Here is a 24,981-nt window from a genome sequence, read left to right as displayed (position 1 = left end):
ACTCCTTCCTACAGGGCGACGATGGCGGGATCGGCGAGGCGTACGTCAGTGCCCGACACGTGCGGCTTGACCACGCCGTTCATGGAGCGGGTCACGCTGAACGTCTGGGGGGACGAGCTGCCGGTGATGCCAGTCACGGTCATCACCTCGCCACCGACCCTGATCAGGAACGGCGTCTCGAACTTCCACAGCGGCCCGGCAGTCACCTTCACCGACAGCGACGTGGCAGTCCCAGTCACAGCGGCCGCCAGTTCGCTGCCATCCGTGTCGACGATGCCAAGCACGGTGTCATCGACCACGCCCACCTGATACGGGCCCGCCGGCGCGCACACGAGGTCGATCTCCCACGTGCGGGTGCCGATCCGCTCGGTGTACCCCTGCACCATCAGGTCCAGTGGGCCGGGCGGCAGCCAGTCCGGCAGATCCGTGATGCGGATCAGGTCGCCCTCGGTGATACCGAGCACGGCCGGGATCAGGGCGGGCGCCTTGTGCAGGCGCAGGGTAACCGTCGGGTAGCGGGGCTCGTCCCACGTCCCCAGGTGCAGCAGCCACCACGCCATCGGCTCCGTCTGCTCGTCCAACCACAAGTTCAGGCTGACCGAGTCGTCGTAGCGGCCGACCCCGTCCGGAGGAGGCTGCACCGACAGGGCCCCCGCCTCGAGCACCGCGCGCGCCGAGCTGCCGCCGATCCTCTCCACGGTCAGGTCGTTGCGGACCGTGGAGTCGTCGTCGATCGGCTCCAGCTCGCCCAGGCCCTTCGCCTGGTATGACAGCGTGAGCGCCGGCGGCTGGTTGTACAGCGTGGTCCGGCCCCGGTAGCGCAGACCCAGCCGCTCCCTGTCCTCCACCAGGATCCCGCCGTCCGCCTGCTGGCACTGGTCGAGCAGTTCCAGCAGCTGGCCAGGCCGCTGCGGGCCCATGCGGGCATGCTCCGCAGGGTCCCCGATGACCATCACCGGGATACCTTCTTCGGCGCCCAGGCGCAGCAGGCGGGTTCCTGACGGTTCGCCGTTGTAGCCGTTCTCGGCGTTGTTGAAGATCTTGGTGTCGGTTGCCTGGAAGACGGCCATATGGCCGATCGACGTGTCCTCCAGGCCCTGCCCGAAGCTGGAGCGGATACTGCTCACCCGCCCGACGGTGCCGGTGAAGCTCCCAGACTGGTAGTGGCCGATCGACGCCGCGGTGTTCAGCCACGCCAGGTCGACTGTGACGGTGTTGCCGGTCTGGCGGGCGAACACCCGGACGCGGTTCCAGTTGGTGAAGAAGTTGGGGGTCGTGCCGGCGGTCGTGGACGTCAGCAGCAGCTGGTTGCCATCGGCGTCGAGCACTTGCAGCTGGACCTGGTTGGTGGCCACGCGTACCCGGTACAGGGCGCCGGTGCCGGTGGCCTGGATCTCGATGAGGACGGTGCTCGAGACGGGCGCGCCGGGAAGGTAGTTGACCCACTCAACATGCCATGGGCCGGTGCCTGTCGGTGGGGGCGGCACGGTCGCGGAGACGGTGGCGCCGGGCTGGATCTCCGGCAGCGGATTGGATCCGCCCAACTTGTCGTTGGCGGCGAACTCGACGTTGGCCACCTTCATCGGCTGTACGCCGGGGATGGCGCTGGCCGCGGAGGTGGCGTCCTGGTCGTCCTCCATGGGCCAGTACGCGATCAGCGTCGGGTCGGAGGGGATCCGGCGCCGCAGCGTGGACTGGAGCTGTTTGCGGCCCTGGTTGAGGCGGCGGAGGATCCCGGACGCCTCGCCCTGCACGGTGATCAGGGCGCCGTTGCGGCCCCAGCGGGGCGGCCAGTCGCTGTACTCCCCGCTGAACCTGATCTGCCGGTTGGTGATAGCTCCAACGTCCACCGTCCAGGCACGGCCCGCACTGTCCGTGAACGACGTGGCGCCGACCGGGCGTGCCGTGAAGTCCGGGGCCGAGACGATCGTGCCGTTGATCCCGCTGCGGACCTCCGCCCGGTAGGCGCGGCCGACCACCGGCTGCCGGAGGACCGTGACCAGGTCCAGCTGCTGCGGTGCGATCGACAGCGGAGCGGTGCTTGGGTAGATGGTGATCGTGCCATCGCTGTCTGGGGCAGTGAGGAACTGAGTCCAGGGGCCACTGAGGGACGTGGCCCAGTAGAGGCCGGTTGTAATGCCACCCTGGCCGTTGTCGACGTCCACGGTGCCGCGTACGGCGGCGTGGCGAGGCATGCCGGCCGGGAGTGGGGCGGACGTGTTCTTGCCGACGGTGCCGTCCTGGGTGGTGTGGATGTACAAGCGGCCGTCTTCGATCCGCAGGTGGTAACTGCGGTTTCCGGCTGCGCCCCACTTGCCGATGAGCATCTGCCCGCCGGCCCCGTACCAGTCGGCCTCTCCCTCCCACCTCAGGTCGATGTCTCCGGTGATGCTGAGGCTGGTGTGGTGGGGAGTGGTGGCCGTGTCCGGGATGCCTGGCAGGTCCAGGTACGGCGTACCGGTGTGCACAGACACCCGCATCGGCGTGTTGCGGCCGATCTTCCCGAAGTAGGGCGAGCGCGGATTCCGCGGCGAGTACAAGCCGTTCGGGCTCTTCAGAGTGAGGGAGCAGGAGGCCGGGTCAACCGCCTGCCCCTCACCCGTACGACCGCGGGTGTGCGTGATGATGTCCCGCGTCAGCGCATGCTCGGTGACGTCCGTCCACACACCCCCGATCTGAAGCTCCACCTGCGTGCCGAGCGGGTCCTCCGGGAAGCCCATCAGCCGCTCCTCCTTCCAGCCAGGACCAGGTCGACGTCACCGCCGCCCTTCTTCCGCACGCCCCGGCGCAGCCGCTCCACCAGGTAGTCGTCCTCGGCGCGGCCAGACGAGCGGAGCTCCAGCACCACCCGCTCCGACGCAGCCGCGCGCGCCCGAGACGACGCGAGGTCCCACGAGCCCGGCGCCGGCGTCTCCACGAGCGAGGCCATCGTCTGGTTGACGGCGGACCGCTCCGACTCCACGCCCTTCACCAGGCCCTGCGCGGTGTACTGGCCGACCAACGCCATCACCTTCGACGGGCTCTTGATGCCCAGCGCCTTCTTGATCGACTTGGACATGCTCTTGGCGATCTTGAGCATCTGCGCCTCGATGCTCTTCTGCTCCTTCTGGAGCCCCTTCACCAGACCCTGCGCGGCCGCGATGCCCGCCCCGTACATGGCGTCACCAGCCGTCGTACCCGCCTTGCCCGCCGCGGTGACGAGCGCGGACTGCTGCGAGTTGATGGCCTTGATCTGCGCACTGCTGGCGTTCGCCAGCGCGGCGGCCGTAGCCCCGCCCTGCGTGACGCCGGCCTCCGCGATCTGCGAGATGAGATCCGCGCGCACCCCCTTCTTCTTCAGCTCCGCGAGGTTCTTCGCGAAGGCCTGCGCGGCGGCCGTGTCCTGCCGGAGCTGGGCGAGGATCGTGTCCGCAGTCTGCGTCCAGCCGCCCGTGTCTTGCTTGGTGATGTCCGCGCCCTCGAGGACGCCCTTCTTCACGGAGTCGACAAGCTTGTCGCGGGCCGCGATCTGGTCGTTGAGCTTCTTCGTCGCGGCCTTCAGCTTGTCCGCGACCTTCTGCTCCTGGCTAGCGAGCTTCAGCAGCTTCTTGGTGCCCGACGACACCGTGGCCAGGGCCTTGGACCGCTTCGTGCCCGGCTTCAGCCCGTCGGCGACGATGTCCGACAGCTTGGTCGCCGCGGCCTTGATCTGCTTCTCCGAGCCGGTGAGCCCGTCGACCAGGCCGCGCGCGATCCACTGGCCCTGAGCCTTCGTCACCTTCGACGGCGAGTTGATGCCGAGAGCCTTCGCGATCGGCCCGGGGATCATCGCCTTCGCCCAGCCGATCAGCTTGCTGCGGATCCAGCCGCCCATCGCGCTGATGCCGTTCCACAGGCCCTGAACAACGTTGACGCCCTTGGTGTACAGCAGCGAGCCCAGGGAGCCGATCCCGGACGAGATCCGCTTCGGGAGGCCAGCGATCCACGTGACGAAGGCGGTTGCCTTCGCTGCCGCGGCGTCCTTGAAGCGCTGCCACGACTCGTTGGCCTTGCCGGCCAGGAGCGAGCCCAGGGCGGCCAGAGCGCCGATCACCCGGCCAGGCAGCCCTCTTACGGTGGTGAGGAACGAGTCCCAGGTCCGGCTCACCGGTCCCGACACGTACGTGGACCACAGGCCACCAAACCAAAGGGCGATCGCCAGGCCGAGCCCGGCCATCCACGAGCCCGCAGCGCTCGCCTTCGACGAGATCCAGTCGGTGAACGAGTCCCACCACTCCGGCAATTTCTCGTTGGTGACCGTCACCAGCTGGCCGACGAAACCAGCGACGATCAAACCCACGGTCGCGCTGATACCCGCGGCGACCAGTTCCGGGAGGAACGCGATCGCCATGATGATGGCTGCCGCGATCGCCGTGATTTTCAGCACCTGCATCGGGTTGGCCATGATGTAGTCGGCCGCTTTCTGCCCGAGTCCGGCGATCGCTTCGATCGCTTTCGGTGCCAGCTCCCCGGCCTTATCCAGCAGCCGCTGGCCGAGGATCTCGAAGAACGAGACGACCCGGTCGGCGCCCTTGGCGCCGTCCTTTCCGGCCTCGTCCCAGATACCTCCGAGATACTTGCCGATCTTCTGCTTCGCGGTTTGCAGGCCGGGGATTACCGTGCCGCCGAGGTAGTCGACGAGCTTCTGCTGCATTCCGCGCTTGAAGGCCTCCAGCTTGGTGCCTGCGTTGTCGCGGATGGTGTTGCCCATCTCGTCGGCGGCACCGCCGACCTTGCCGAGCGCATCAGCAGCGGTCGACGGGTCGAGGGCCTCCAACGCGCCCTGGAGATCCTCTGCCTTGGTGCCGAAGAGGTCCGTCGCCGCGGCGTCCCTCTTGACGGGGTCTTCCATCTTCCGCAGCGTGTCGAGGGTCTTCTGTAGCGCCTCGGTTGCCTCCGGGCCACCCTTGGAAAGCTTCTTGATCATCGTGTCGGAGTTCAGGCCGATAGCCTTGAAACCGTTCACGATTTTGTCGGAGCCAGCGACGCCTTCAATGACGAATTCTTTCAGGGCGTCGGCGACGACATCGGTATCGCGCGCGCCCGCTTTCAGGCCCTGCGACATCATGCCCGTTGCGGTCTTGGCGTCAATTCCGAGCCGCTGAAAAATGACGCTGTATTCGTTGAATGTATCGGCGATATCGTCGGCGCGAGGCCCCATTTTCTGGAGCCCCCGAGTGAGGACATCGAGTGCCTGGTCGCCGTTCTTCACCAGCCCGGTCTTGATCATCTGACCGGCGGCGTTCGCGGCCTGCCCCAGATCCAGCTCGAAGGTTTCCGACACGTCGTGGACCTTCGTGGCCAGCGACTGGAGCTGAGCCTCCGTCGCGCCAGGCGGCGCGATGCCCGCTCGCATGGTCGCGGAGATCGCGTCCGCCGCACCCTGGAAGTCCTCGGTCACGGCGGCCGCGTACATCTGCCCGGCGACGTGCCCGTACCGCTGCGCCTCGGGCCCGGTCGCGCCGAGCTGCGCGGCCAGGCGGCCGGTGACCTGGCCCTGTTCCATGGCCGTGCTGATGCCGGCCATCAGGGCCGCGCCAGCGGCCGCGCCTACAGCGGCCAGGCCCAGCTTGCCGGCCAGGCCGGAGCGGATGTTGCCCGCCAGCTCGCTCACGCCTCCGGACGCGCTGCTCCGCATCCGGGACATGAAGCCCTCGCCGGCCTGGTCCCCCGAGTCGCGTGCGGCGCGGGCCGCTTCGTCACCGCCGCGGCGGACGCCGTCGGTCAGCCCGTCCCCGGCTCCCCGGGCGCCGGTTCCCACGCCGTCGCCGAACCGCTGCGCGGTCTGCTGCCCGGCGCGGTGGGCCTGCGCCTCGGCCTCGGCGGCCGCCGCGGTTACGGCGTCGACGAGCTCGCCGCGCATGTTCCGCCACTGGCCGTCGGCGCCTCGGATCAGGCCCTGGCCGAGCTGCTGCCCGGCCTGCTGCCCGGTCTGGGCAGCATCGCGTGTGACGCGGGCGGTGCCGTCGGCGACGCCGTCGGCGAGCTGCTGCCCCGACTGCCGCCCGGACCGGCTGGCTTCGCTGCCCATGCGCTGGCCGGACTGTCGCAGGGCCTGCTCCGCGCGGCGGAGAGCCGGGCGCACGGCGCGGTCGTCGACCTTGAGGATCGCGTGCAGCTCGCCGACGGTCAGCGCCACGACGGCTCACCTCCTTCGGGTGCGGTTCTTGGGTTCCTCTGGAGGTGGTGCGAAGTGGCGGTGCAGGCGGGACTCAGTGGAGAGCAGGCCCAGGACGCGGGCCTGGAACCAGCGCCAGGAGCGGCGCTGGAGGATGCCGTCCTCCACGTCGATCCCGTAGGTCTGGTGGAGGTCGGCCTCGATGAGCGGCCACTGGGCGAGCAGCCGCTCCCAGGTCAGGCTTGCGAGCGACCGCGATTCCCGCGACGTCGGGAGCCCGCCCTCGTACCACTCGTAGAGGCCGGTGACCGGGTCGTACTCTCCGCGGCCGATCCCGAGGTACCGGGCTTCGCCTGCGCTCTCCGGGCCGCCCTGTTCTGCGCTTTTCCCGGCTGCTGCCCCGTCTGCCAGAACTCGGCGGCCGTCTCACGGTCGGTCGTGACCCAGAACATGACTGTGAGGCTCACGTGCTTGAAGACCGACCACGACAGCTCACGCTTGAGCGGCTCGTACTCCGTGCCCAGGCACGCGCGGTACAGGTCGAGCTCCTCCTCGTCGTCGAGGACCGGAGCGTCCGGCCGCTTCCCGCCGGCGGCGAGGCGGGCGGCGAGCGAGGTGATGCGCTCGATCCGGATGCCGTCCTCGGCGGACGGGTCCTCGATCCGGTACACCCGGGTCTGTCCGTCGCGGCCCTTGACCGGCAACTCCAGGTAGTCGTCAAGGAAGTTGTCGAGCGCCTCGAAAGTCTCGCCCGCCATCAGGGCGTTTCCGTGGCGAGCGGGTTGTCGATCGGGGTGAGCGGGCCGTCGCCGGTGAACGTGATCTCGACCTCACCGAGCGCGGTGTACTCGCCGCCGCTGGGTTGCCAGTTGGGGATGGCCTTGCCCTCGTACGCCTCGGGGAGGCCCTCGCGGTTCATGTAGCGGAGGTGGATCTTGTTGGCGTCGCCGTACGCGAAGTGCGCCAGGCGGATGGCCTCGTGTACCGGGTGGTACTTCTTGCTGTCCTTGTTCGCCTTGCGGCGGATCGTGACGCTGACCTCCCAGGACTGGCCGGTCTTCTCGTTGGCCGCCCAGCCTTCGCCGTCGTAGTCCGACGAGTCCTCGATGTTCGGTTCGCTGGCGGGCTGGAACGCGCGGACTCCCGGGCAGAGCTGCCAGTCCGGGGCCGCGTCGGTGCCGACGTTGATCTCCAGCCGCCACTCGCGTGCCAGCTCGGTCTCGTTGGTGGGGGTCTCGGGCGGGTTCGCCATCAGGTCCTCCTCAGTCGTTCAGATGGATCCCGGACCGAACCGTCCGGAAGTAGTAGTTGCTGGTCAGCTCCTCGCGACCACGCGAGTCTTGGCCGATCCATGCCTGGCTGTTCCGCCAGGAGATTTCGACGCGGACGCCGTGTGCGTCCCAACTTCGCCGGTTGTGCAGGACGTTGAAGACGCGGTCGGCCAGGGCCACGACGTCGAGTGGGTTCGGGCCCGCCCGCATGCGCGCCTGGATCCCGGTCACGGAGTCCGTGGAGTCGTCGTCCGCGACCGGGTACGGCGTCAGGCCTAGCGCCCGGTCCGGGCCGTCCGGCACCCGGCCGAGCACGACCCCGGTAACGCCGGCGGGCAGCGGGGCGTCCGGCGAGTAAACGCCGACGCCCTCGGCGGCGAGCAGCTCAGCGACGCCGACGAGGAGGTCGGCGTCGTGGGTTCCGCCGCTCACCGCAGTGCCCGCCTCAGCTGTGCGGCGATGAGTGCCTGGACCTGCTGCCGCTCGGCGTTGAGCGGCGTCTCCAGGTACTTCGCCTGTCGGCCCGGCGCGTGCCGCCAGTCCATCTCTTCGTGTTGACGGACCGCGTACGGCCCGTCGTACGCCACGGCGGCCGTGAGCGTCCCCTCGTCGACCGATGCGGTACCGGTGCTCTGGAGGTAACCCTCGTCAAGCGGGACGAACGACTGCGACTCGGTCAGCACGTGCTCGGCGCCAAGGAGCAGGCCACGCGCGGTGCCCCGCCGCATGGTTCGCTCCACCGCAGTCTCGTTGAATTGCAGTCGAAAGCTCTGCGGCACGGCAGCCTCCCTATTCGAGTTGGATCTCCACGTGGTCCGGAGTGGACAGCCCGCCGCCGTCGCGCTTCAGCGCAGCGATGACCGTGGTGGTGCGGCCGGACGGCAGCGTCACCCGGGACAGAGACGGCACGGTCGTCTCCGGCGCGGCGTAGGCGGTCGACGACGAGGTGACCTCCTCGCCGCCCGGGGACCGCACCGTGCGGGTCTGCTCGTCGACGAAGGCACGCACCTCTTGCGGGGACCCGTAGATGTGGCCGGTGCTGGAGGCCCCCCGGTAGGGCTCGACCGTGATCCGGTGCCGCAGCAGCCACCCGGGGATGCGGCTCATCCGCCCGCCGCCGAGATCGCACCGATGAACAACAGGTCGTGCAGCTCGGGGTCCCGGAGCTCGTCCCACACCTGCGGGGCAATCTGCCGGGCCGGACTGTCCTCCCCGGAGACTGCGGTGACTGACCGACCGAGCACGACCGAGCCGATCGACACGTTGCCGTAGCCCACCCCGGCCGCGCCCCGGCTGTCGCCGACCTCGTCCCACCAGGCGACCTGAGCGCACACCGCCCGACCGATCGCCGTGATGACCTTCGGATGGGTAGGCCTGCCGTCGGTATCGACGTCGTAGCGGCACCAGCGGAGCACGCGCGCGTCCAGCATCCGCGAGGCTCCCCCCAGCAGCTGCTCGGAGTCCAGCGGCGGCGCAGCCTGGAGGTAGTTGGCGAGATCGGTTGTCGTCGCGTACACCCGCACACCCGCGCCCGCGCTCGCGCCTGGGGTCGGGGCGACGGAGACGAGCTGGTGCTCCACCGACGCGCCGGTCCCCGTGACCGTCCACGACAGCCGCCACACCCCCGCCAGCGTGTAGACCACCGGCGCCGTCCACACCCCGCCGCTGCTCTCCGCCGCGGTGACGACCGGCGACACCGTGGTTCCGTCCGGTCGTGTCACCAGCAGCGTCGCCGCGGTCGTCTGGTCGGCCGGTTCGACCTCCAGCCGGGCGGTGACGAGGTCTCCCACGTCGGGCATCGTCAGCCTCCTGTCGTCGCTGTGGCCGTCAGCCGCGGCCCGCCCGTTGACGGGGTGAGGCGCGGGCCTGTCGTGGTGGCGTCCAGCCGGTCCGCAGGCCGCTGCCGCCTGCCTGCCAGGGGCAGCACCTGCTCGCCGTGCGCCGCCCAGATGAGACGGATCTGCGGGCCGATCAAGGCCCGTGTCGTCTCCGTCGCGGCGCCCAGGTGCAGGGCCTTCGTCGCCTGGGCTGGCCGGGCCGTATCCACCGCGGCGGCCAGGCCGAGGGCGCGGGTCTTCCGCCGACGGGCGGGCATCGCCGTGGCAATCTCGGCTGCGCGACCGAGGTGGAGCAGCGCGTGTGATCCGAGCGGCTGTGCTTCCTCCACGCCGACCGCGCCAGTGAGGTACTGCCGCTTGGCCTCGCCCAGCGGGCGGGCCGTGCTGGTCTCCTCTGCTGGGTTGGCGGTGCCGGGGATCGTGAGCCGCTGCGCTTGGTCGACCGTGGCGGCCGTACCGAGCGCCTGCTGCTTCGCACCGGTCAGCGGGCGCACCGTGCTGGTCTCGTCGGCCAGGCCGGGAGCGCCCGCCTTGGAGCCCCTGATGGGCTGCGCGGCCTCGTTCACGGTCGCAGCCGCCATGGGGCGGGCCTTGCGGCCGGTGGTGGCCTGGGCCGTACTGGTCTCCGCACTGGGGCCGAGACCGCCCGCTGCCCGGCCGGACAGGCCAAGGGCCTCCTCGGCCGTCGCCGCGGCCGCCACGGTGCGCGACTTGCGGCGGACCGCAGGCAGGGCTGCGCTCGACTCCACGCTGGAGCCGAGAGCACCGGCCACTTGGCCGGACAGGCCGAGCGCCTCAGCCCACTCCGTCGCGGTGGGAAGCTGGCCGGCCTTCGCCCCGGTGAGGAGACGCGCCGTCCACGTCTCCTCCGCCGGGGCGAGAGCCCAGCTCCGGCCGCCCGTGAGCGGCCGGGCGGTCGCGGTCTCGGCTGCCCCACCGAGGCCCGCAGCCTTGGCCCGGCCGAGCGGCCGAGCCTCACCCACCTCACCCGCCACTCCCAGCGTGGTGGCTTTCACGTGGCCAACGGTGCGGGCCGCGCTGGTCTCCTCCGCCCCCACCAGGTCAGCCGTAGGCACCAGCGGCACCGCCGCAGTGTTCTCGGAGGCTTCGGGGAGGACGGTGTGCTTCGCGCGGGCGAGAGCCCGGCCTGTGACTGTCTCGACGGCCGGGACCAGGGCGGCCCGACTTGCTCCGGCGAGCTGCTGCGCGGTGTCGACGGCGGCCGCAGTCGGCAGGGCACCCGCCACGCGTACGCCGATCAGCTGCGCGGCCGCGGTCTCCCCAGCCGTGCCGAGGCTGGCCGTACGGCCGACGGCGAGCAGCTGCGCGAGGCTGGTCTCCGCCACAGTGCCGAGCGCAGCCGTGCGGCTGGTGGTGACCGGCTGCGCGGCCGCGGATTCCTCCGCAGTGCCGAGCTGGCCCTGCTTCGCCCAGGTGACCGGCTGCGCGGCCTCGACCGTCGCCGCCGGGGCGAGGGTGGCGCGCTTCGTGCCGACGAGAGTCTGCCCCGCGGCCGTCTCCGCCCCGGGCGCGAGCCCGCGAGCGCGCGCCCACCCGGGTGCCTGCGCCGCACTCGACTCGACGGCGGTCCCGAGTGCCCGGGTCCGGCGTCCGGTGAGCGGCTGCGCGGTGTCCGGCTCGCCGGCCATGTCGAGCGCCCGGGCCCGGCGCCTGGTAAGCGCCTGCGCCTCGTCGGCCTCGGCGGCCACGGTGAGCGCTGCCGTCTGGGCGGCCCCGGTGTTGAAGGAATCGAACTCGACGACGTCGTTGACTCCGCCGTCCCGGTGGGCGATGAGCTGCACCTGTAGCGGCGTATTGCTCACCCATGCCGGGCTGGTGGCCGTGCGCCTGGTGGTCCACGTCTTCCCGTCCGGGCTGGTGTCCCACAGGAGTTGCCCGCCGGTCTCCTGGACCCGCAGCCACGCGTGGGCTACTGGGTCGTAGGGGATCCGCGTCTCTTCGGGGTCGTAGTAGATGCTGCGGACAGCCATGATCAGCTGGCCAGTGGTGGCCATCATCGTGAACACGATGTCGGTGCCAGCGGTGGCCGTCTGGATCAGGACCTGGCCCCACGCCTCGTCGGTCGCGCCTCCTGCGGCCGGCGGCCACATACGGACGTGCACCGAGGACTCGCGCAGGTGGTACGCCGTCGCGGACGCGTACGCGTTGTAGCCCGTGTCGCACACGACCCGGGCGCGGCCGCCGACCTCGCTGTAGCCGTCCTCGTTGTACGAGTCGGGCCACTTGACCGGGTCGACGCTGTTGTCGTTGAAGTCGTCCTGAAGGGTGTGGAACGGCCGCCCGACGATCGAGCCCAGGGCCTGCGCCGTGCTCGTCTCGGATGCTGTGCCGAGCACTCCGGCCGGTGGTGGGGTGGACACCGGGCCGGGGAGCCCGTTGTCGCTGGTGCCGGTGCTGTCGTTGACGGCGATGTCGTCGAAGTAGATGTCGGCGGTGGTCGGGTTGATCACGCCGAAGCGGGCGTATGAGGCGCCGCCGATGCTGATCCCGGTGCGGGAGGTGGCGAGAACGCCGTCGATGTAGATCGAGCCGGTACCTGTGGAGTCGTCGTAGTCGAACTCGACCCGTGTCCAGGTGTTCAGCGGGATCGCTGAGGTGGCCGTGCCGCCGGTGGTGCTGGTGCTGCTGGTGATGATCAGCGTGCGGTTCGTCAGCATCTTCACGCCGTAGAACCCGGACACGGTCGTCGGTTCTTCGGACCAGGCGATCAGGCCGGTGGTAGCGGCCGGGGCAGCGGCGACGTAGATGTACGCCCGCATGTAGACGTGGGCGGTCTGGTCGCCCGGGTAGACCTGCTGTGAGATCGAGGTCTGCACGGCCGTGGTGGGGTGGCAGCGGAGCGCGTGCCCGCCGGAGTTGAAGGGACTGGTGACGATGGTGGGCGAGCCGTTGGTGGTGGTCCACTCGGTACCCGCTTCGAAGCCGGTGGTGAACTTCCGCGCCATCGGCCCGCCCTCCTCTGCTGTCAGGCTGCGGACGTCGCCCGCGTGAAGTCGCTGATGGTCAGCGTGAAGTCGCTGCCGTCGGGGGTCATCGCGACGTCGTGCTTGGTCAGCGGGATGATGTCCTCATCCTCCGACTCCTCGTCCGGCTTGTAGCAGATCACCACCGCGCCGATCGCCCCGCCGGCCGTGGCCGTCCACGTCACGTCGTCGGCGTCGAGATTCACGCGGTCGTTGGCCTGGTCGACCGTGACGGTGACTCCCTGAAGGGTCTTGCGGCCGAGCGTGGTCTGCTCGGTCGCGCCGCCCTTGACCGCGGCGAGGGTGGTGAAGTCCCGCATGGCCGCGTCGTTCGGCAGGCCGGACGACGCGAGCGGCACCATGACCAGTTCGTCCGTCTCGGCGGGCAGATCGGCGTATGCGGCCAGTCGCCCGAGGGCGACGTTGAAGACGATGTTGGGCATCGTGTGTCCTCTCGGAGGCTGGTGGACGCGAGGGAGCCCCGGGGCTTGGGGCTCCCTCGTCGTGGGGTCTCGGGCTACGCGCTCACCGCGAGCAACTGCTGTCAGCTGTCGCCGTACTGGTCGACGAGCTGCTCCTTGGTGAGGTCGTCGATCGCGGCGTCCTCGTCGGAGTCCTGCGCGCGGGTGCGGGCGTAGGCCACCCAGTCGGCCTTCGGAGCGGAGCGGGCCGGACGCTCGATCACGCCCGGCCCGCTGCCGTTCCCTCCACCGCCACCCGATGGTTCCTGCGGCTCCTGGGGGCCCGGCTCGGTGCGGGCCTCCGGCTCCTGGAGCGTCTCCCAGTTCGGCAGCATCTCCAGCCGCGCCGAACGATGCTCACGCTCGACGACGTCGCCCGTGTTCTTGTTGCGGTACACGAACATGCGCGACACGCCCTCAGTCCTCGTCCTCTTCGGCGCCGACGTCGGCACCCTTGATCAGGACGGCACGATTGGGGTCCAGCGTCTTCGTGCCGTACAGGCAGTCGACGGAGACGACGTCCTGCTTCTTGTCCATGTCGTAGCCGTAGATCACCCGCAGGCCGAAGCCCTTGTAGTTCGCGATCGCCGCGTTCGGGTTGCCCCGCGGCAGCTGAAGCGGCCGGAAGGCCAGCGCGAACGCGGTCCGGTGAAACGCGACGCCGACCTCGGTCGTCGAGTTGCCGATGGTCTGCGCGGGCTTGGCGACGTGCTGCGTCATGTAGCCGTCGAACTGGAACAGCCGCTTCCCGATCGACGCCTCCAGCAGGCCCTCCGTCGACCCGCGCTTGTCTGTGTCCGTGAGCAGCTCGTCCATCGACCAGTTCGCGTACGTCAGCGGACCGACCGCCGCGCGGCGCTCGGTCAGCGGCACGCTGCGCTGGTTGAGGACCCGGCCCGCGTCGATCAGGACACGCGGGTCGTCCCACGGCTTGATGTTGTCGCCCCCGACGACGCCGACCTCCTGGACGATGTCGTCCCTCAGCGCCAGCAGATCCTTGTCGATCTTCTGGGCGATCGCCTCCATGGCTGGGCCGAGGAGCTGCTCGTCGAAGTCCTCGATCTTCAGCGTCAGGTCCTCGGCGGTCACCGCGAAGGACACGTCCGCGAAGTGGTTCAGGGACATCGGGATGCCCGACTCCTGAGCGTCCTGCACGGTGATGCCGGCCGCCCGGTTGTACTCCTTGGCCTCGAAGACGGCGGGCTTGCGGATGGTGATGGCGTCGCCCTGCTTGCGGGCGAACTCCGGCTCGTAGTCGCGGTGGACGAGCGGCGCCATGACGGTGGTCTCGTAGAGGGTGGCCAGCGCCTGCTGCGCGATGACTTCGGGGGTGAGCAGCGTGTTGCCCATGGGGCTTACTCCTTCTATCCAGCGCGGCGCTTCCGGCGCTCAGCGCGGATCTGGTCGATGGTCTTGGGCCCGGAGTCGCCGGCCCCGGATCCGTTGAAGTCGCTGGACGTGCGCTTGGGCGCGGTCGCGACCTTGAGCTTCGGGTTGTCGTCGACCGCCTTCTTGATGGCGGCGTTGACTGCCTTTGCGAATCCCTCGTCGGACGGGTCGAGGCCAGCGATGGACTTGAGGAAGGCGCGGCTGTCGGTGAGCGAGTCTGGGTCTGCCCTGTACTTCGATGCGCCCCGGTACACCGCCAGTTCGACGGCGGTCTCCCGGTGCGCTGCCGTGGCCTTCTCGATCTGCGCGGTGAGTGCGGCCGGGTCCGGCGGCGCATCCTTGTCGTCCTTGATCAGACCGAGCGCCTTGCCGAGCTCCTGCACGATCTCCGTGCGGGCCTCGTCGGCCGCGGCCTTCTTCGCGGACGTGCGCGCCTTCGCGGCCTCGCCGTTCGCCGTCTTCAGCTCCTTCTGGAGCCGGGCGATCGTCGCGGCCGGGTCCTCGCCGCTGTCCTTCTTCGCGGGCGGCTTCGGCTTGGGCTTCGCGTCCTTGGCCGCATCGTCGTCCTGGCCGTCGTCGTCGCCGGTCCCGCCGGCATCGTCGTCGCTCTGGTCGTCGTCCGCGCCGTCGTCACCGTCGCCGCTGTCGGATCCGGAGTCGTCTCCGTCCCCGCCGTCGGCGTACAGGAACTGGTCGAAAGGGCCCGTCGGGTACGGGTGTGCCCAGCCAGCGCCAGCCAGCCGGGGAAGGGTTCGCTTCTGCATGCGTGCACTCCTGGTGCGCGTCGGGATGTTCTGCCCCGCGCCTGGCGGGGGTTGTGCGATCCGGCCCGCGCCTGGCGGGCGGAAGACTGTGTGAAGACGAGCCCCGGTTAGGTCAGTTGGGCTACCGTTTCGGCATGTCTGTAGAGATCAAGTTCATAGGTAGGGAAGAGCCGTTCAAGTACGAGGACGGCGAAGGCAATGAGTACCGCTACCGAGTTGAGGACAGCGGTGCTCTGTCGGTCTTCGAGAAGGAGTCCGGCAAGTACGTGAAGACGGACGCTCTTCCGATCGCCGTCTACGGGCCCGCGGCTTGGTTCAGCGTCACCGGTTCTGCGCTCGGCAAGTCCGATCGCGGGCCTGGACGGGTTGCTGGCTTCTAACGGGCGGTCGTGAGCTGCTCGCGGTGCGACTTGCGCGGCAGGCCTGTCTCGGTGGTCAGCTCACGGATCCGCTTCTGGTACTCACGCACCCGCGCCCGCGCAGCCTTGGCCCCCTGCTCGTCCAACGAGGCCTCGGCCCGACGCTTCCACTTCCGTACCTGCCGCTCGAGGTACCGCTGCTTCTGCGTGTCCTCGTACGTGCCGCGCGACGGCTGCTCCTCCGGGATGCGGGACACGCCGGGCAGGTAGGCGCTGACGGTGTGGCGGCAGTTCGGGTGCATCAGCCCGGCCGACCGAGCTTCCTCGAGGGAGCCGGCCACCTTCACAGTGACCACCTCGTCGTCCTCGGTGGCGTGTTCCACACGGACCTCGCGCGCGCCGGCCTCGCCCGTGCGGGCGAGGATCTTCCGCTCCCACGGACGGCACAGCTTGCACTCCTCCGGCGCCTGCGACACCAGCACCAGATCCACGTCCGCCGCGGCAAGCCGATCCGAGTGCCCCTCAACCGCAGCCCTGCCGACCGCCGACCGCGTGGCCATCTCGGTGTACGACCGCAGCTCCCAGCTCCGACCGGACCGGTCGACGAACCCGGTGATGCCCTTGTCCGCGAACTGGTCGAGCGCCGATTGTGCGGCCTGCTGCCGTGTCTGCGCCCCGAGCACCGGAGCCGCGGACGCGCGCGCGATGACGTCGCGGTAGACGTCCATGCTCTGTCGCAGCATCCGCAGGTGCACCGGGCGGGTGTCGTCCACGACCGCCGCGGCAAGCCGGTCCACGACCGACGCTGTCGGCAGCGCCTCCGCCGCGGCCGCTGCCTGCCCCACCCCGAGCGCCCCCAGCTCAGCCACGGCCGCCTGCTGCCCACGCTCGTACGCCTCCGCGACAGCCTGCGCGATCGCCCCGGTGGCGTCGGTCTGGAGGGCGGCGAGGACCTCGTCGATCGCGGCCCGAAGATCGCCCAGGGCGGCGAGCTTGAGCTCCACCCACACCGGGCTGTCGATGCCCTCGGCGAGGGCACGCCGGATTTTCTGGATGAGCACGCCCTCGGCTGCCTCGTACAGGTCGGCGACGGCGGCGGCGAGGTCTTCGGCCATAGCCGCGGACACGGGCATGGTCGACCACCTCCGCTACGGCAAGAGACCTGCCTGCATCGGGTCTTCGACGGCCATGCCCTGCTCCTGGTGGATCCGCTCCACTTCGGCCGCCACCATCGTGTCGTCCCACTCCGGATGCGTCATCTGCACCAGCGTGTCGGTGGACGCGGCCCACGCCCGGCGCAGCACCTCCGCCGTGTTCGCCAGCGACAGCGGGTCCTCCTGGACGCTGTCTTGGAACTCGATCGTCGGCCGCTGCGGAATGCTCCCTGTGCGGAACACCTCCTGGTCGACGGTGAGCAGCGCCTCCACCGCGTGGGCGAGGGCCGGCCGCCAGCGGAGGATCTTCCGGCCGCGGGTCGTCATCGACCTGCGCTCGCGTGCGTTGACCTCCGTCGCGGTCACCGCGGCGTCGCCACCGAGGCCGAACGTCTGCCCGCTGTATCCGGCGCTGCGGAGGATCTGGTTGACCAGGTCCTCCGCAGTCTCCCGGTGCTCCTGCACGCGGATCGCGAACTGGGCGACCGTGAGCTGGAGGCCGGAGTCGCCACGCGTCAGGGCGTTAACCCCGGCGAACGCCTCCTGATCCGGGTTCCAGCTCGCCCCACGGCCGGGGCCCTGGGACTGGAGGTAGGAGTCCGGCACGATGATGCGGCCCTTGCCGATCCTGATGTCCCTCATCCAACTGGAGTAGGTCTCGTCCAGCGCGTCCATGAGTGGCTCGACGCCATCCAGGTCCGAGCGGCCTAGATCCTGGAGGCGCTCGTTGCGGCGCCAGCGGCGGCTGTTCTGGTTCGGGACGTGCGACACGTCCAGCTTGTCGTAGCCGGTGAGGAGCGCGCCGTCCTCGTTCACCAGCGGCGCGTAGTCCTCGGTGGCCGGATGGTCCTGGAGCGGTACGGCCCGGCCCAGCTTCTCCTTCGTCCCCTGGTACAGGCCGTGCAGGATCATGCCCGGCTCGTGCCTCTCCAGGTGCCGCCATACCTGGCCGTCCTCCTCGTGGACGACCTTCCAGAACGTCACCGCGGAGAGCCGGTTCCACCTGAACTCGGGGATGGCACGGTCGGCGTGGGTCGTGTGAAGCCACGCCTGGTCCGCCATGTCCTGGTCGTACACGGGGTGCAGGTAGCCCCCGCCCAGCGCGGCGATGACCTCGGCCGCAGTCTGGAGAGTGGCCAGCATCCCGTCGTCCGTGAGCACGTCGAGCCGGTCCTGAGTCGCCTGATCGTCGACGGTGAACCGCGGCGGCTCGGAGAACAACAGGTCCGCGCTGCCGCCGCACAGGTCCCCGGCGATCGGCACGTGCATCTTCGTGCGCCGCTCCCCCTCGGCGGTCGGCGTGCCCCACCACCAGCGGGCCAGCTTGCCCCAGACGCCTCCGGACGTGGTGGCAGCGAACCGCTTCGGGTCCATGCCGCCGGCCGTGCCGCCGCCGTACAGGTCCTCCAGGCGGTCGGGGTCTCCGGACCACCAGGCATCCCAGGTGTGCATGGAGTCCAGGGCTGGCCGCAGGTAGGGCGGAGGCCAGGGGACGTTACCCGTCGGCAGCGGCATCAGACGCCCTCCCGTTCCATCAGCAGGTGCGCCAGGCTCAGCCAAGACGTGGCGAGTTCGTCGAGCCGTTCCATCAGGGCGAGGTTCGTCTCCAGCTCGGCCGCGCGGAGCAGCCGGGCAGCGTTCTCAATGGCGGCCTGCCAGGTGACGGGCTGCTCGGGCGTACTGGCCATTACGCGGCCACCTCCAGCCGGGTCGGTAGGTAGGGCCGCCACAGCGACTCGGTGGTACGCACCCCGTATCGGAGCGCGTCACAGGAGTGGTCGTCCTGCTTGATCGGCTTGTCCTCGCCCCGCTCTGCTGCCTCGTCGTCCCAGGAGTAGCCGGGCATTTCGTCGATGAGGCCTTCGGCGGACTCGTGGATGAACAGGTCCTCCGTCGACAGGAGGCTGCTGACGGTCCGGATACCGTCCAGCACCGTGTTGTCGGCCTGGGTGACGCCGAGGACCTGGTCGCGGTGCAGCTGCTCGATGTACGAGCTGGCAGAGGGGTCGACGACCGTCCACTCCGGCTGTACGCCGACCACGTTGGTGCCGGGCTGCGGGACCTTCGCGAGCCACTGCCGGCGGGCCCGCGAGTATTCCGCGTCCGTCATCTGCTTGCGCTCGCGCCGCGAGTCGTACCGGTACTCCGAGACCACGTAGAGCTTGCGGTCCGCGCCCAGGCCGATCAGCAGGTCCGCGTACGGGTTGACGGTGCCGTAGTCGATGGCGTCGCACAGCCAGCGGTCGATCCGCGGCAGGGTCGACACGACGTGCTTCTTCACGTCGAACTGCTCGTAGATCGCGCCTTCGGACTGGACCCAGTGGCCGAGGATGTACCGGCGGTACCAGAGGCCGGTGAAGTTCCGGCGCATCCGGGCCTTGTAGTCCTCGGTCAGGGACGGGTTGTCGTCCATGACGAAGTGCCAGGTGCGGATGCCCAGCTCATCGGCCTTGCTCAGCCATTCCTTGCGCGCCCAGTGGCCCGGATTGTCGGGGTTGGTTGTCGCGAAGATCAGGGCGCCGGGGACGGACATGCGGTCGACGAGCCGCTTGAAGAACTCCTTCGGGAGCAGCGTGAGCTCGTCGACGTATGCGCCCGCGCCCGTGAGGCCACGGAGCCTCGCTTCGGCCTTGGCGTCGTTGGCGGTGATGACCTCGATCTGCCGGCCGAGGATCCAAGCGACGCTGGAGCCGCGGGTGTATGAGACGAGCTTGGCTACCTCGCGTCCGACGATGTTCGGGTCCTGGAGCGGGCCGAACACGTTGCGGGCGACGGTGTCGTAGGTCTTGCCGACGACGACGAGCTGCCCGCCGTGTGGTGCTGTCACGACGTACATCAGCCAGCGCAGCAGGCTGGCGATGGTCTTGCCCGACCGGACCGAGCCTTCCCACACGTTCAGCCAGGCCGTGGAGTGGGCGATGCTCCGTTCCTGCTTGTCGGACAGCGTGAGTTCAGTGGTCTCCATGGCGTTCTCGGAGCCGGTCGAAGAGGTTCGTGAGCAGGGAGCCGACCTCTCCGGAGTTGTCCTCGTCCTTCGGCGGGGCGAGCTTCATCGACCGGTCGATGGCGGTGGCGACGACGCCCATCAGCGCCCGCTTGTCGGCCGGGGTCGGCTCGGGCGCGTCGTACGTGTCGAAGTCGTGGTCTTTGCCGCCCCAGTCGAAGTAGGTGTGGGGCTTGTTGACCTTCTCCAGCTCGCGTTCGGCGACGTCCTGGAGGCGCTGGGCGAGTTCGGCGCGGCGGTCGGCGAGGTCGGCCTGGCGGACCTCGGTGGCGACGCGGACCTCGGCGGCCCGGGCGAACGAGAGGGGCGGGTCGAAGCTGGCTGCGATCTTGCTGATGGTGCGGCCGGAGCGCTTCAGCTCTGCCGCGATCTCGTTGCGGCCCTTGCCCGCGGCGTGGAGCTCGCGGACCCGCTCGCGTTCCTCATCGGTGACTGGTCGGGCTGCGACCACGGCGGTCACCCCCTGGACATGACGGAGGCCCGCACGGTGGCGGGCCTCCTGTGCGCCAAGGGGCGCTGGTGTCTGTGGTGTCCGGGCACGCCGGACTTGGCCCCAGGATGGATCACGCCGTCCTGGAATGCAACCAGGTCACGTCACGGTTCGTTGGCGGTCGCCTTCTCCAGCGCCTTCACCAACTCCGCGCGCCGCTCGTCGCTCGTCATGTCCTGGCCTCGCGCGGTCCAGGCGAGGGCGAAGCGGTTGACCTGCCGCCAGTCGCCCCTGGTCTTCATCTCCTTGACCCAGTGCGCGGCGGTGGCCGGCTTCTCGAACTCGTAGATCGAGACGGTGTCGGTGGTGATGAGCTGCGTGCAGTCGTTGGCGTGCGCCTTCTTACCCAAGGCCTTGTTCGAGCACGTGGCGGTGTTGTCGGTCACGGTGCCGAGGTCGGTGACGCCGGTGGCCTTGGCGAGCTTGGCGGCGGCCTGCTTCGCGGTGAGGCCGGCGGGCTTGGCGGCCGCCTTGCTGGCCGTGGCCTTCGGTTCCGCCTTGGTTTCGCCGCTGGCGCTGCCGCTGGTGGTGGTCATGCAGGCGGTGAGGGCGAGAGCGCTGGTGGCGATGGCGGCGGCGTGGTAGATGCGCATGGTTCCCCCTGGGGCGTGGTTGTGGCGGAAGGTGAATCATCGCCGCTTGTGGGGGTGTTGTGTGTGGCTGTGGCGGTTCTGTGACGTTCGCGGGTGGCTATCCTGCGGGTGGCAGTGCGGAAGTGCTGATGCAGTGTCCGGACAGCGCGGGACTACGCACCCCGCCCGCACTGCCACCGAACAGCACGCGGCCCGCCGGCCCCAGGGGTACGGGGGCCGGCGGGCCGTCGCGGTTGCCCCCCAGGCGTGGTGCACGCCGACCATAAGCATGAGTCCCGACGCAAGGGAAGACCGCGTCAGCTCTCCCATGCCTCCGGCCCGCCGCCCCGCCAGTCGATCAGCTCGGCGTGCTGCGCGACGTCCAGCTCGTCCCAGCCTTCGAGGCTGGCCCGCTCCAGGAAGACAGCGAGATCATGGAGGCTGAAGGCGACGCCGATGGAGACGCCGTCGACGGTGACTCGGCGGCCGCCGGTCTCGGCCGGCGGGTGAACCACGACGCGCGCTGTGCTCATGCCTCCAGCTTCGCCCCGGGCTGGGGCAGGCGCACGCTGCGCTACTCCTCGCGGAGCCGGGCCCATCCTCTCGCGGTGGCGCGACTATTGGCCAGCGCAGAGTTGGGCGATCGCGGCGTCGCACTCCGCCTGCGACGGTGAGCTGCCCGCCTGCCGGCCCTGCGCCTCGCGCAGGGCGAGGTCGGCGTCACCGCGGTCGAATCCGAGGGATGCCGCACGGGCGTAGAACGCCTCCATGCGGTAGCCGAGTTCTACCCCTGCACGGGGAGCCAGGTTCCAGGCAGCGCCGAGACCGTAGTGGTGACTCATGGACTGATCCTCTCGCAGTGGGCCCCGCCGCGGCGGGGGAGTGCGCGACGGGACCCGGGGTCATTCTGCTACGAGGGCGGCTACGGACGTCGTGTCTGCGTCACACGGACTGGTCAGGTCCTGAGGAAGCAGCGCTGAGGTAAGTCACGAAAGCGTCAGCGGTCTCGGCCCCGTGGTACTTCTGCACCCATCGGACGGCGGCGGCCAACTGACGGCGGGCGGAGTGGTCCTGGCCGTCAGCGATGGAGCTGAGGTGGTCCCAGGTGGCGGCCATCTGGTCTGCGGAGAATCCGGGGCGCGGCGGGTGCTCGGCGATGAAGGCGGCGATGTCGGTCTGGTGAGTCATGGAGGTAAGTCTCCAGAGGGAGGGGGCCGGTCCGCAGCCGGACCGGCAAGCTGTCAAGGTTCTGTCAGGCTTTGGCTTTCTCAGCCTGGCCGTCACTTCTTCGGCGTGCCGGGGACGGGCTTGGGCTCCGGGCGGACCCAGCCGCCCCAGGGTCTAGTGGTCGTCCACGCGGTGGTGCCGGTGGACGTCGGCGAGGTCGTAGATGGTCAGCCCGCTGCCGGTGCGCCGTACATCGATCCCCTCTCCGGGCTCCTCCCCGCACGTGTCGTCGTCGTTGTCGTCGGTGGCCTGACCTGCGCCGACGACACCCGGAGAGGGGCCAGCAGGGGGAGGGGAGGGGACCTCGTCCCAGCGCAGCCCAGCCGACGCCGAACGACCCTGCATCCGCACGTCCTTCACCTCCCACTCCATCCCGGCCGCCGCGGCGCGCACCGCCTCGGTGGTGGTGCCGAGGTGCTCGGCGAGGGGCTTCAACTGGGCGTGCGGGGTGCCGATATCGCGGACCGCGGCGACGAGCGCGGTGGGCGACACCGGCGACGGTCCCGAGGCGGGCACGGTCGGCGGCTCCTCGCCTGCCTCCTGGACGGTGGCGCCGTCAGGGTCGGGCGTCGCGGGCTCAGGGCCGACGGGCTGCTTCGGCGTCCAGCCGTCGTGGCCGCACCGGTACGCGGCGACGAGCCACGTGCCGGCCGTGCCCCAGAGCAGCCACGGCGCTGACCCGGAGGCCACCCGCATGTACACGCCGACGGCTACGGCTGCGACGATCTTCCGGAGGACGGCGGCGACCGCGAGCAGCACGGCCAGGCGGAGCAGCCAGCCCAGACCCGAGGACTCCCCCAGCCAGCCCGCGGCCGCCCGCCACACCCGACGACCGGCGTGAACGGCCCGGGCCGCCAGGTGGGTTGCAAGGCGGCCGGATCCGGTGGCGATCCGCTGTCCGGCCTGCCGGAGCCACTGCATCGTCGTCGGGGCGCTCATACGAAGGTGCCCTTCGCGAGGCCGCCGATCGCCCACGCCCCGAGGCCGTTGGCGCCCTCGACGACCTGCTGTGCGATGAGGGCCGCGGTGCCGGTGCTGACGCAGAGCAGGCAGCCGATCAGGACGCCTTTCCACCAGCGGCCCTTGATGGCCTTGGCGATCTGTTTGCGCAGGAGCCACAGGGTGACGATGACGGCGGTGACGACGATGGCGCCGTACTGGTCGATGCGGGGGGTGGCGGCGGTGCCGAGGGTCTGGGACGGGGCGCCGGTGAGCCACTTCATGGCCAGGTCACCGACGCTGTTGCCGCCCCAGCGGAGGAACCCGGCGAGGGCGCCGAGCAAGCCTGCGGGGCAGGCGATCATCAGGATGCCGCAGACGATGCCGAAGACGAGCGGAATGAGGGCCTTCGGGTCCTTGCCGGCACCGCCTGCATCGGGCCCGGCACCCTTGGGTCCGGCGCCCTTGCTGCCCTTGTGCCAGCGCCACAGCTCAGCGCCGAGCAGGGCCAGGCCGAGGGCGAACCCTGCCGTGCTGATGGTGGTGGTCGTGTACTGGCTGGCGGCCACAGTCGTGGTCATGCGGGCTTCACTCCCGTGAGGGCGTAGACGAGCGTGGTGAGCGGGAGGGCGAGGCAGGTACCGATGACCGCGGCCCACAGCAGCAGTCGCACCAGGGCGGCGCGCCACTTCGGCGCCCACAGGTCGGGGTCGGCTCCGGCGGCCTCGGCGCGCTTCGCGTTGTCGACGAAGCCGAGGACAACCAGTGGGATCAGGGCCATGACCCAGGCCCCGGCGAGGGACTCCTCGTCCCGGACGGAGACTAGGACGGCGGCCCACGGCCCGGCCAGGCCCAGGGACAGCACGGCCAGGGCGGCGTTGTAGCCGATCCGGATCCGCTGCCACCAGCGCGGACCGGGCTCCGGATCCACCGGGATCAGCGGTCCGCCCTGGTCAACGGTCACGGTCACGTGGACGTCGACCGGAACGGGCGGGGGCGGTCCGGATGGTCCGGATCCGGTCCGCCACCAGTCCGGATGCTGGTCCGGGACGGCCGGAGGAGCAGGCGGCGGGGGCGGCGGTGGCGGGTCGGCCGGGGCGGGCAGCGGCTGGCCGGCCGGGATCACCCGGGTCGGTGTGATGGGGCGCCGGTCGGTCACGGCGTCCACCACCCGGCGCAGGCGTACGCGGCGACGGCGGCCGTGGCCCAGGCGGAGGCGATCAAGACCCGGCCGTCGTCGTAGGCCTTGAGCGCGGCCAGCACCGCAACGGCGGTGATCGCGTACGCGGCGGGCGGCCAGGCAAGGACCGCAGCGAGCAGCAGGAGCGGCAGGCAGGCGGTCACGCCGACGCCAGCCGCGATGGCGAGGGCCCAGCTGTGGCCGCGGCTGTGGACGAGCCAGACGGTAGCGAGGCCGGGGGCGAGTCCGGCGAGGCAGATGGCGAGGAACAGCATGGGCACTTCGCAGGTGGTCAGGCGCCGATGGCGACGGGCGCGGTCGGCAGGCGGGTGAGGTGCGGCTCGTGTGCCTCGACTTCGGCGCGGAGCTGGCCGCGGATCGTGCCGTCGGAGGCGTCGCTGTATCCGGCTGCGATGATCGCGGAGCGCATGGCCTTGGTGCCCGGGCGGGTCGGCGGCACGGTGTCGTACAGCGCGCGGATCACGGCGCAGCGGGGGTCGCTGTAGGTGATCGGCTGCGGGACCGGGGCGGGTGCCTGCGCGGCGGGTGCGGTCGGGCGGGCGACGATCGGGAGGAGGCGGGCTCCGGCGGGTACGGCGTGCTCCCACGCAGGGGCGGCCGGGACGGTCGGGACGGCCGGGGCCGCAGGCGTCGCAGGCTCCTTGACGGGCGTCTCAGCAGCCCGCGGCAGGGGCGTGGCGGCCAAGTGCAGCAAGTGGCCGAAGACGAGCGGTGGGACGCACGAGACGACCACCACGAGCGGCCATGGAGCACGGGGCGTCGAGGACAGCCAGCCGGTGACGAAGAGGTGTGAGACGGGTTGAGCCGCCATTGCTGCGCCGAGCGAGACGAAGGCGCCGATGACTGCCGAGATCTTGCCCGGGGATCCGGCCGGCCGGTTGGACGCGACGGAGGCTGCGATGCCTGCGTAGGCAGCGAGGACGGCGGCCATGCCCCAGGCGAGACGCTTGTCCCACCCGGCCAGTACGGCCAGGTGGTGCTCGCCGGGCGCGCACATGATCAGGACGACGACGGCGACGACGGGGCGTCCCGCGTTGGTGAACCAGCGCACCCACCACGGGGCGGGGTAGTGCGGGCGTCCCGGGCGGTGCGTGAGCCGGTGACGGAGGCGTTGCAGGCGGGTCTTCACGGTGCTCCTCCGGGAGCAGGGAACGGGGCCGGCCCCGCGCGGGGGTGCCGGGGCGCGGCAGGC

General features: G+C 70.5%; 29 protein-coding genes. 1 reads left to right on the top strand and 28 read right to left on the bottom strand.

Annotated features, from left to right (window positions below; genetic code table 11):
* Positions 1–8: 8 nt before the first annotated feature.
* From ACTYVM_RS05420 to ACTYVM_RS05355, 14 genes are all read right to left on the bottom strand, one after another.
* Positions 9–2,720 carry a hypothetical protein gene (locus ACTYVM_RS05420; protein WP_445524808.1) on the bottom strand — a complete coding sequence of 904 codons (2,712 nt, stop codon included), beginning with the start codon at positions 2,718–2,720 and terminating at the stop codon, positions 9–11.
* Positions 2,720–6,157 carry a phage tail tape measure protein gene (locus ACTYVM_RS05415; protein WP_445524807.1) on the bottom strand — a complete coding sequence of 1,146 codons (3,438 nt, stop codon included), beginning with the start codon at positions 6,155–6,157 and terminating at the stop codon, positions 2,720–2,722. The genes ACTYVM_RS05420 and ACTYVM_RS05415 overlap by 1 nt, the downstream gene beginning before the upstream one ends.
* Before the next feature lie 6 nt (positions 6,158–6,163).
* Entirely contained in the window at positions 6,164–6,304 is a 141-nt protein-coding gene (locus ACTYVM_RS05410) for a hypothetical protein (protein WP_445524806.1), read from the bottom strand.
* A gap of 68 nt (positions 6,305–6,372) precedes the next feature.
* Positions 6,373–6,894 carry a DUF7426 family protein gene (locus tag ACTYVM_RS05405; RefSeq protein WP_445524805.1) on the bottom strand — a complete coding sequence of 174 codons (522 nt, stop codon included), beginning with the start codon at positions 6,892–6,894 and terminating at the stop codon, positions 6,373–6,375.
* The gene (locus tag ACTYVM_RS05400; RefSeq protein WP_445524804.1) at positions 6,894–7,388 is read right to left on the bottom strand and encodes a phage tail tube protein; all 495 of its coding nucleotides are present in this window, start codon (positions 7,386–7,388) and stop codon (positions 6,894–6,896) included. Before ACTYVM_RS05400 ends, ACTYVM_RS05405 begins: the two co-directional genes overlap by 1 nt.
* A 10-nt stretch (positions 7,389–7,398) precedes the next feature.
* A complete protein-coding gene (locus ACTYVM_RS05395; RefSeq protein ID WP_445524803.1) occupies positions 7,399–7,839 on the bottom strand; it encodes a minor capsid protein in 441 nt (146 codons plus the stop codon).
* Positions 7,836–8,135, bottom strand: coding sequence for a hypothetical protein (locus ACTYVM_RS05390; RefSeq protein ID WP_445524802.1), 300 nt, complete (start codon positions 8,133–8,135; stop codon positions 7,836–7,838). Before ACTYVM_RS05390 ends, ACTYVM_RS05395 begins: the two co-directional genes overlap by 4 nt.
* 61 nt (positions 8,136–8,196) lie before the next feature.
* Positions 8,197–8,514, bottom strand: a complete 318-nt coding sequence (locus ACTYVM_RS05385) for a hypothetical protein (RefSeq protein ID WP_445524801.1) — start codon at positions 8,512–8,514, stop codon at positions 8,197–8,199.
* Positions 8,511–9,206, bottom strand: a complete 696-nt coding sequence (locus tag ACTYVM_RS05380; protein WP_445524800.1) for a hypothetical protein — start codon at positions 9,204–9,206, stop codon at positions 8,511–8,513. Before ACTYVM_RS05380 ends, ACTYVM_RS05385 begins: the two co-directional genes overlap by 4 nt.
* A 2-nt stretch (positions 9,207–9,208) precedes the next feature.
* Positions 9,209–12,211, bottom strand: coding sequence for an ATP-binding protein (locus tag ACTYVM_RS05375; RefSeq protein WP_445524799.1), 3,003 nt, complete (start codon positions 12,209–12,211; stop codon positions 9,209–9,211).
* A 20-nt stretch (positions 12,212–12,231) separates the two neighbouring features.
* Entirely contained in the window at positions 12,232–12,672 is a 441-nt protein-coding gene (locus ACTYVM_RS05370) for a hypothetical protein (protein ID WP_445524798.1), read from the bottom strand.
* Positions 12,673–12,773: 101 nt separating this feature from the next.
* Positions 12,774–13,103: a hypothetical protein gene (locus tag ACTYVM_RS05365; RefSeq protein ID WP_445524797.1), complete on the bottom strand. Its 330-nt coding sequence runs from the start codon at positions 13,101–13,103 to the stop codon at positions 12,774–12,776.
* Between the two features lie 4 nt (positions 13,104–13,107).
* Positions 13,108–14,040: a P22 phage major capsid protein family protein gene (locus tag ACTYVM_RS05360; protein WP_445524796.1), complete on the bottom strand. Its 933-nt coding sequence runs from the start codon at positions 14,038–14,040 to the stop codon at positions 13,108–13,110.
* Positions 14,041–14,054: 14 nt separating this feature from the next.
* Positions 14,055–14,843: a hypothetical protein gene (locus tag ACTYVM_RS05355; RefSeq protein WP_445524795.1), complete on the bottom strand. Its 789-nt coding sequence runs from the start codon at positions 14,841–14,843 to the stop codon at positions 14,055–14,057.
* Between the two features lie 134 nt (positions 14,844–14,977).
* Between ACTYVM_RS05355 and ACTYVM_RS05350 the strand changes: the two genes are divergently transcribed.
* A complete protein-coding gene (locus ACTYVM_RS05350; RefSeq protein ID WP_445524794.1) occupies positions 14,978–15,223 on the top strand; it encodes a hypothetical protein in 246 nt (81 codons plus the stop codon).
* Here the strand turns inward: ACTYVM_RS05350 and ACTYVM_RS05345 are convergent.
* The 14 genes from ACTYVM_RS05345 to ACTYVM_RS05280 form a co-directional block, all read right to left on the bottom strand.
* A complete protein-coding gene (locus ACTYVM_RS05345) occupies positions 15,220–16,335 on the bottom strand; it encodes a phage minor capsid protein (protein ID WP_445524793.1) in 1,116 nt (371 codons plus the stop codon). The two genes, ACTYVM_RS05350 and ACTYVM_RS05345, sit on opposite strands and share 4 nt — an antisense overlap.
* A gap of 15 nt (positions 16,336–16,350) precedes the next feature.
* Positions 16,351–17,871: a phage portal protein gene (locus ACTYVM_RS05340; RefSeq protein WP_445524792.1), complete on the bottom strand. Its 1,521-nt coding sequence runs from the start codon at positions 17,869–17,871 to the stop codon at positions 16,351–16,353.
* Positions 17,871–18,044, bottom strand: coding sequence for a hypothetical protein (locus ACTYVM_RS05335; RefSeq protein WP_445524791.1), 174 nt, complete (start codon positions 18,042–18,044; stop codon positions 17,871–17,873). The genes ACTYVM_RS05340 and ACTYVM_RS05335 overlap by 1 nt, the downstream gene beginning before the upstream one ends.
* Positions 18,044–19,321 carry a PBSX family phage terminase large subunit gene (locus ACTYVM_RS05330; protein WP_445524790.1) on the bottom strand — a complete coding sequence of 426 codons (1,278 nt, stop codon included), beginning with the start codon at positions 19,319–19,321 and terminating at the stop codon, positions 18,044–18,046. Before ACTYVM_RS05330 ends, ACTYVM_RS05335 begins: the two co-directional genes overlap by 1 nt.
* The gene (locus tag ACTYVM_RS05325) at positions 19,308–19,811 is read right to left on the bottom strand and encodes a helix-turn-helix domain-containing protein (RefSeq protein WP_445524789.1); all 504 of its coding nucleotides are present in this window, start codon (positions 19,809–19,811) and stop codon (positions 19,308–19,310) included. Before ACTYVM_RS05325 ends, ACTYVM_RS05330 begins: the two co-directional genes overlap by 14 nt.
* Positions 19,812–19,954: 143 nt before the next feature.
* Positions 19,955–20,443 (bottom strand): hypothetical protein, encoded by a 489-nt coding sequence (locus ACTYVM_RS05320; RefSeq protein WP_445524788.1) that lies wholly within the window; start codon positions 20,441–20,443, stop codon positions 19,955–19,957.
* Between the two features lie 296 nt (positions 20,444–20,739).
* Positions 20,740–20,955 (bottom strand): hypothetical protein, encoded by a 216-nt coding sequence (locus tag ACTYVM_RS05315; RefSeq protein WP_445524787.1) that lies wholly within the window; start codon positions 20,953–20,955, stop codon positions 20,740–20,742.
* 84 nt (positions 20,956–21,039) lie between these two features.
* Complete coding sequence (locus ACTYVM_RS05310) at positions 21,040–21,264, bottom strand: hypothetical protein (RefSeq protein ID WP_445524786.1); 225 nt, start codon at positions 21,262–21,264, stop codon at positions 21,040–21,042.
* 100 nt (positions 21,265–21,364) lie between these two features.
* The gene (locus ACTYVM_RS05305; RefSeq protein ID WP_445524785.1) at positions 21,365–21,610 is read right to left on the bottom strand and encodes a hypothetical protein; all 246 of its coding nucleotides are present in this window, start codon (positions 21,608–21,610) and stop codon (positions 21,365–21,367) included.
* 153 nt (positions 21,611–21,763) lie between these two features.
* Entirely contained in the window at positions 21,764–22,588 is an 825-nt protein-coding gene (locus tag ACTYVM_RS05300; RefSeq protein WP_445524784.1) for a hypothetical protein, read from the bottom strand.
* Complete coding sequence (locus tag ACTYVM_RS05295; protein ID WP_445524783.1) at positions 22,585–23,169, bottom strand: hypothetical protein; 585 nt, start codon at positions 23,167–23,169, stop codon at positions 22,585–22,587. Before ACTYVM_RS05295 ends, ACTYVM_RS05300 begins: the two co-directional genes overlap by 4 nt.
* Positions 23,166–23,747 carry a hypothetical protein gene (locus ACTYVM_RS05290; protein WP_445524782.1) on the bottom strand — a complete coding sequence of 194 codons (582 nt, stop codon included), beginning with the start codon at positions 23,745–23,747 and terminating at the stop codon, positions 23,166–23,168. Before ACTYVM_RS05290 ends, ACTYVM_RS05295 begins: the two co-directional genes overlap by 4 nt.
* The gene (locus tag ACTYVM_RS05285) at positions 23,744–24,043 is read right to left on the bottom strand and encodes a hypothetical protein (RefSeq protein WP_445524781.1); all 300 of its coding nucleotides are present in this window, start codon (positions 24,041–24,043) and stop codon (positions 23,744–23,746) included. The genes ACTYVM_RS05290 and ACTYVM_RS05285 overlap by 4 nt, the downstream gene beginning before the upstream one ends.
* Before the next feature lie 17 nt (positions 24,044–24,060).
* A complete protein-coding gene (locus ACTYVM_RS05280) occupies positions 24,061–24,918 on the bottom strand; it encodes a hypothetical protein (RefSeq protein ID WP_445524780.1) in 858 nt (285 codons plus the stop codon).
* Between the last annotated feature and the right edge of the window lie 63 nt (positions 24,919–24,981).

This window comes from Streptomyces cyslabdanicus, from assembly GCF_052663305.1.
This window is presented reverse-complemented; position numbering and strand designations above follow the sequence as displayed.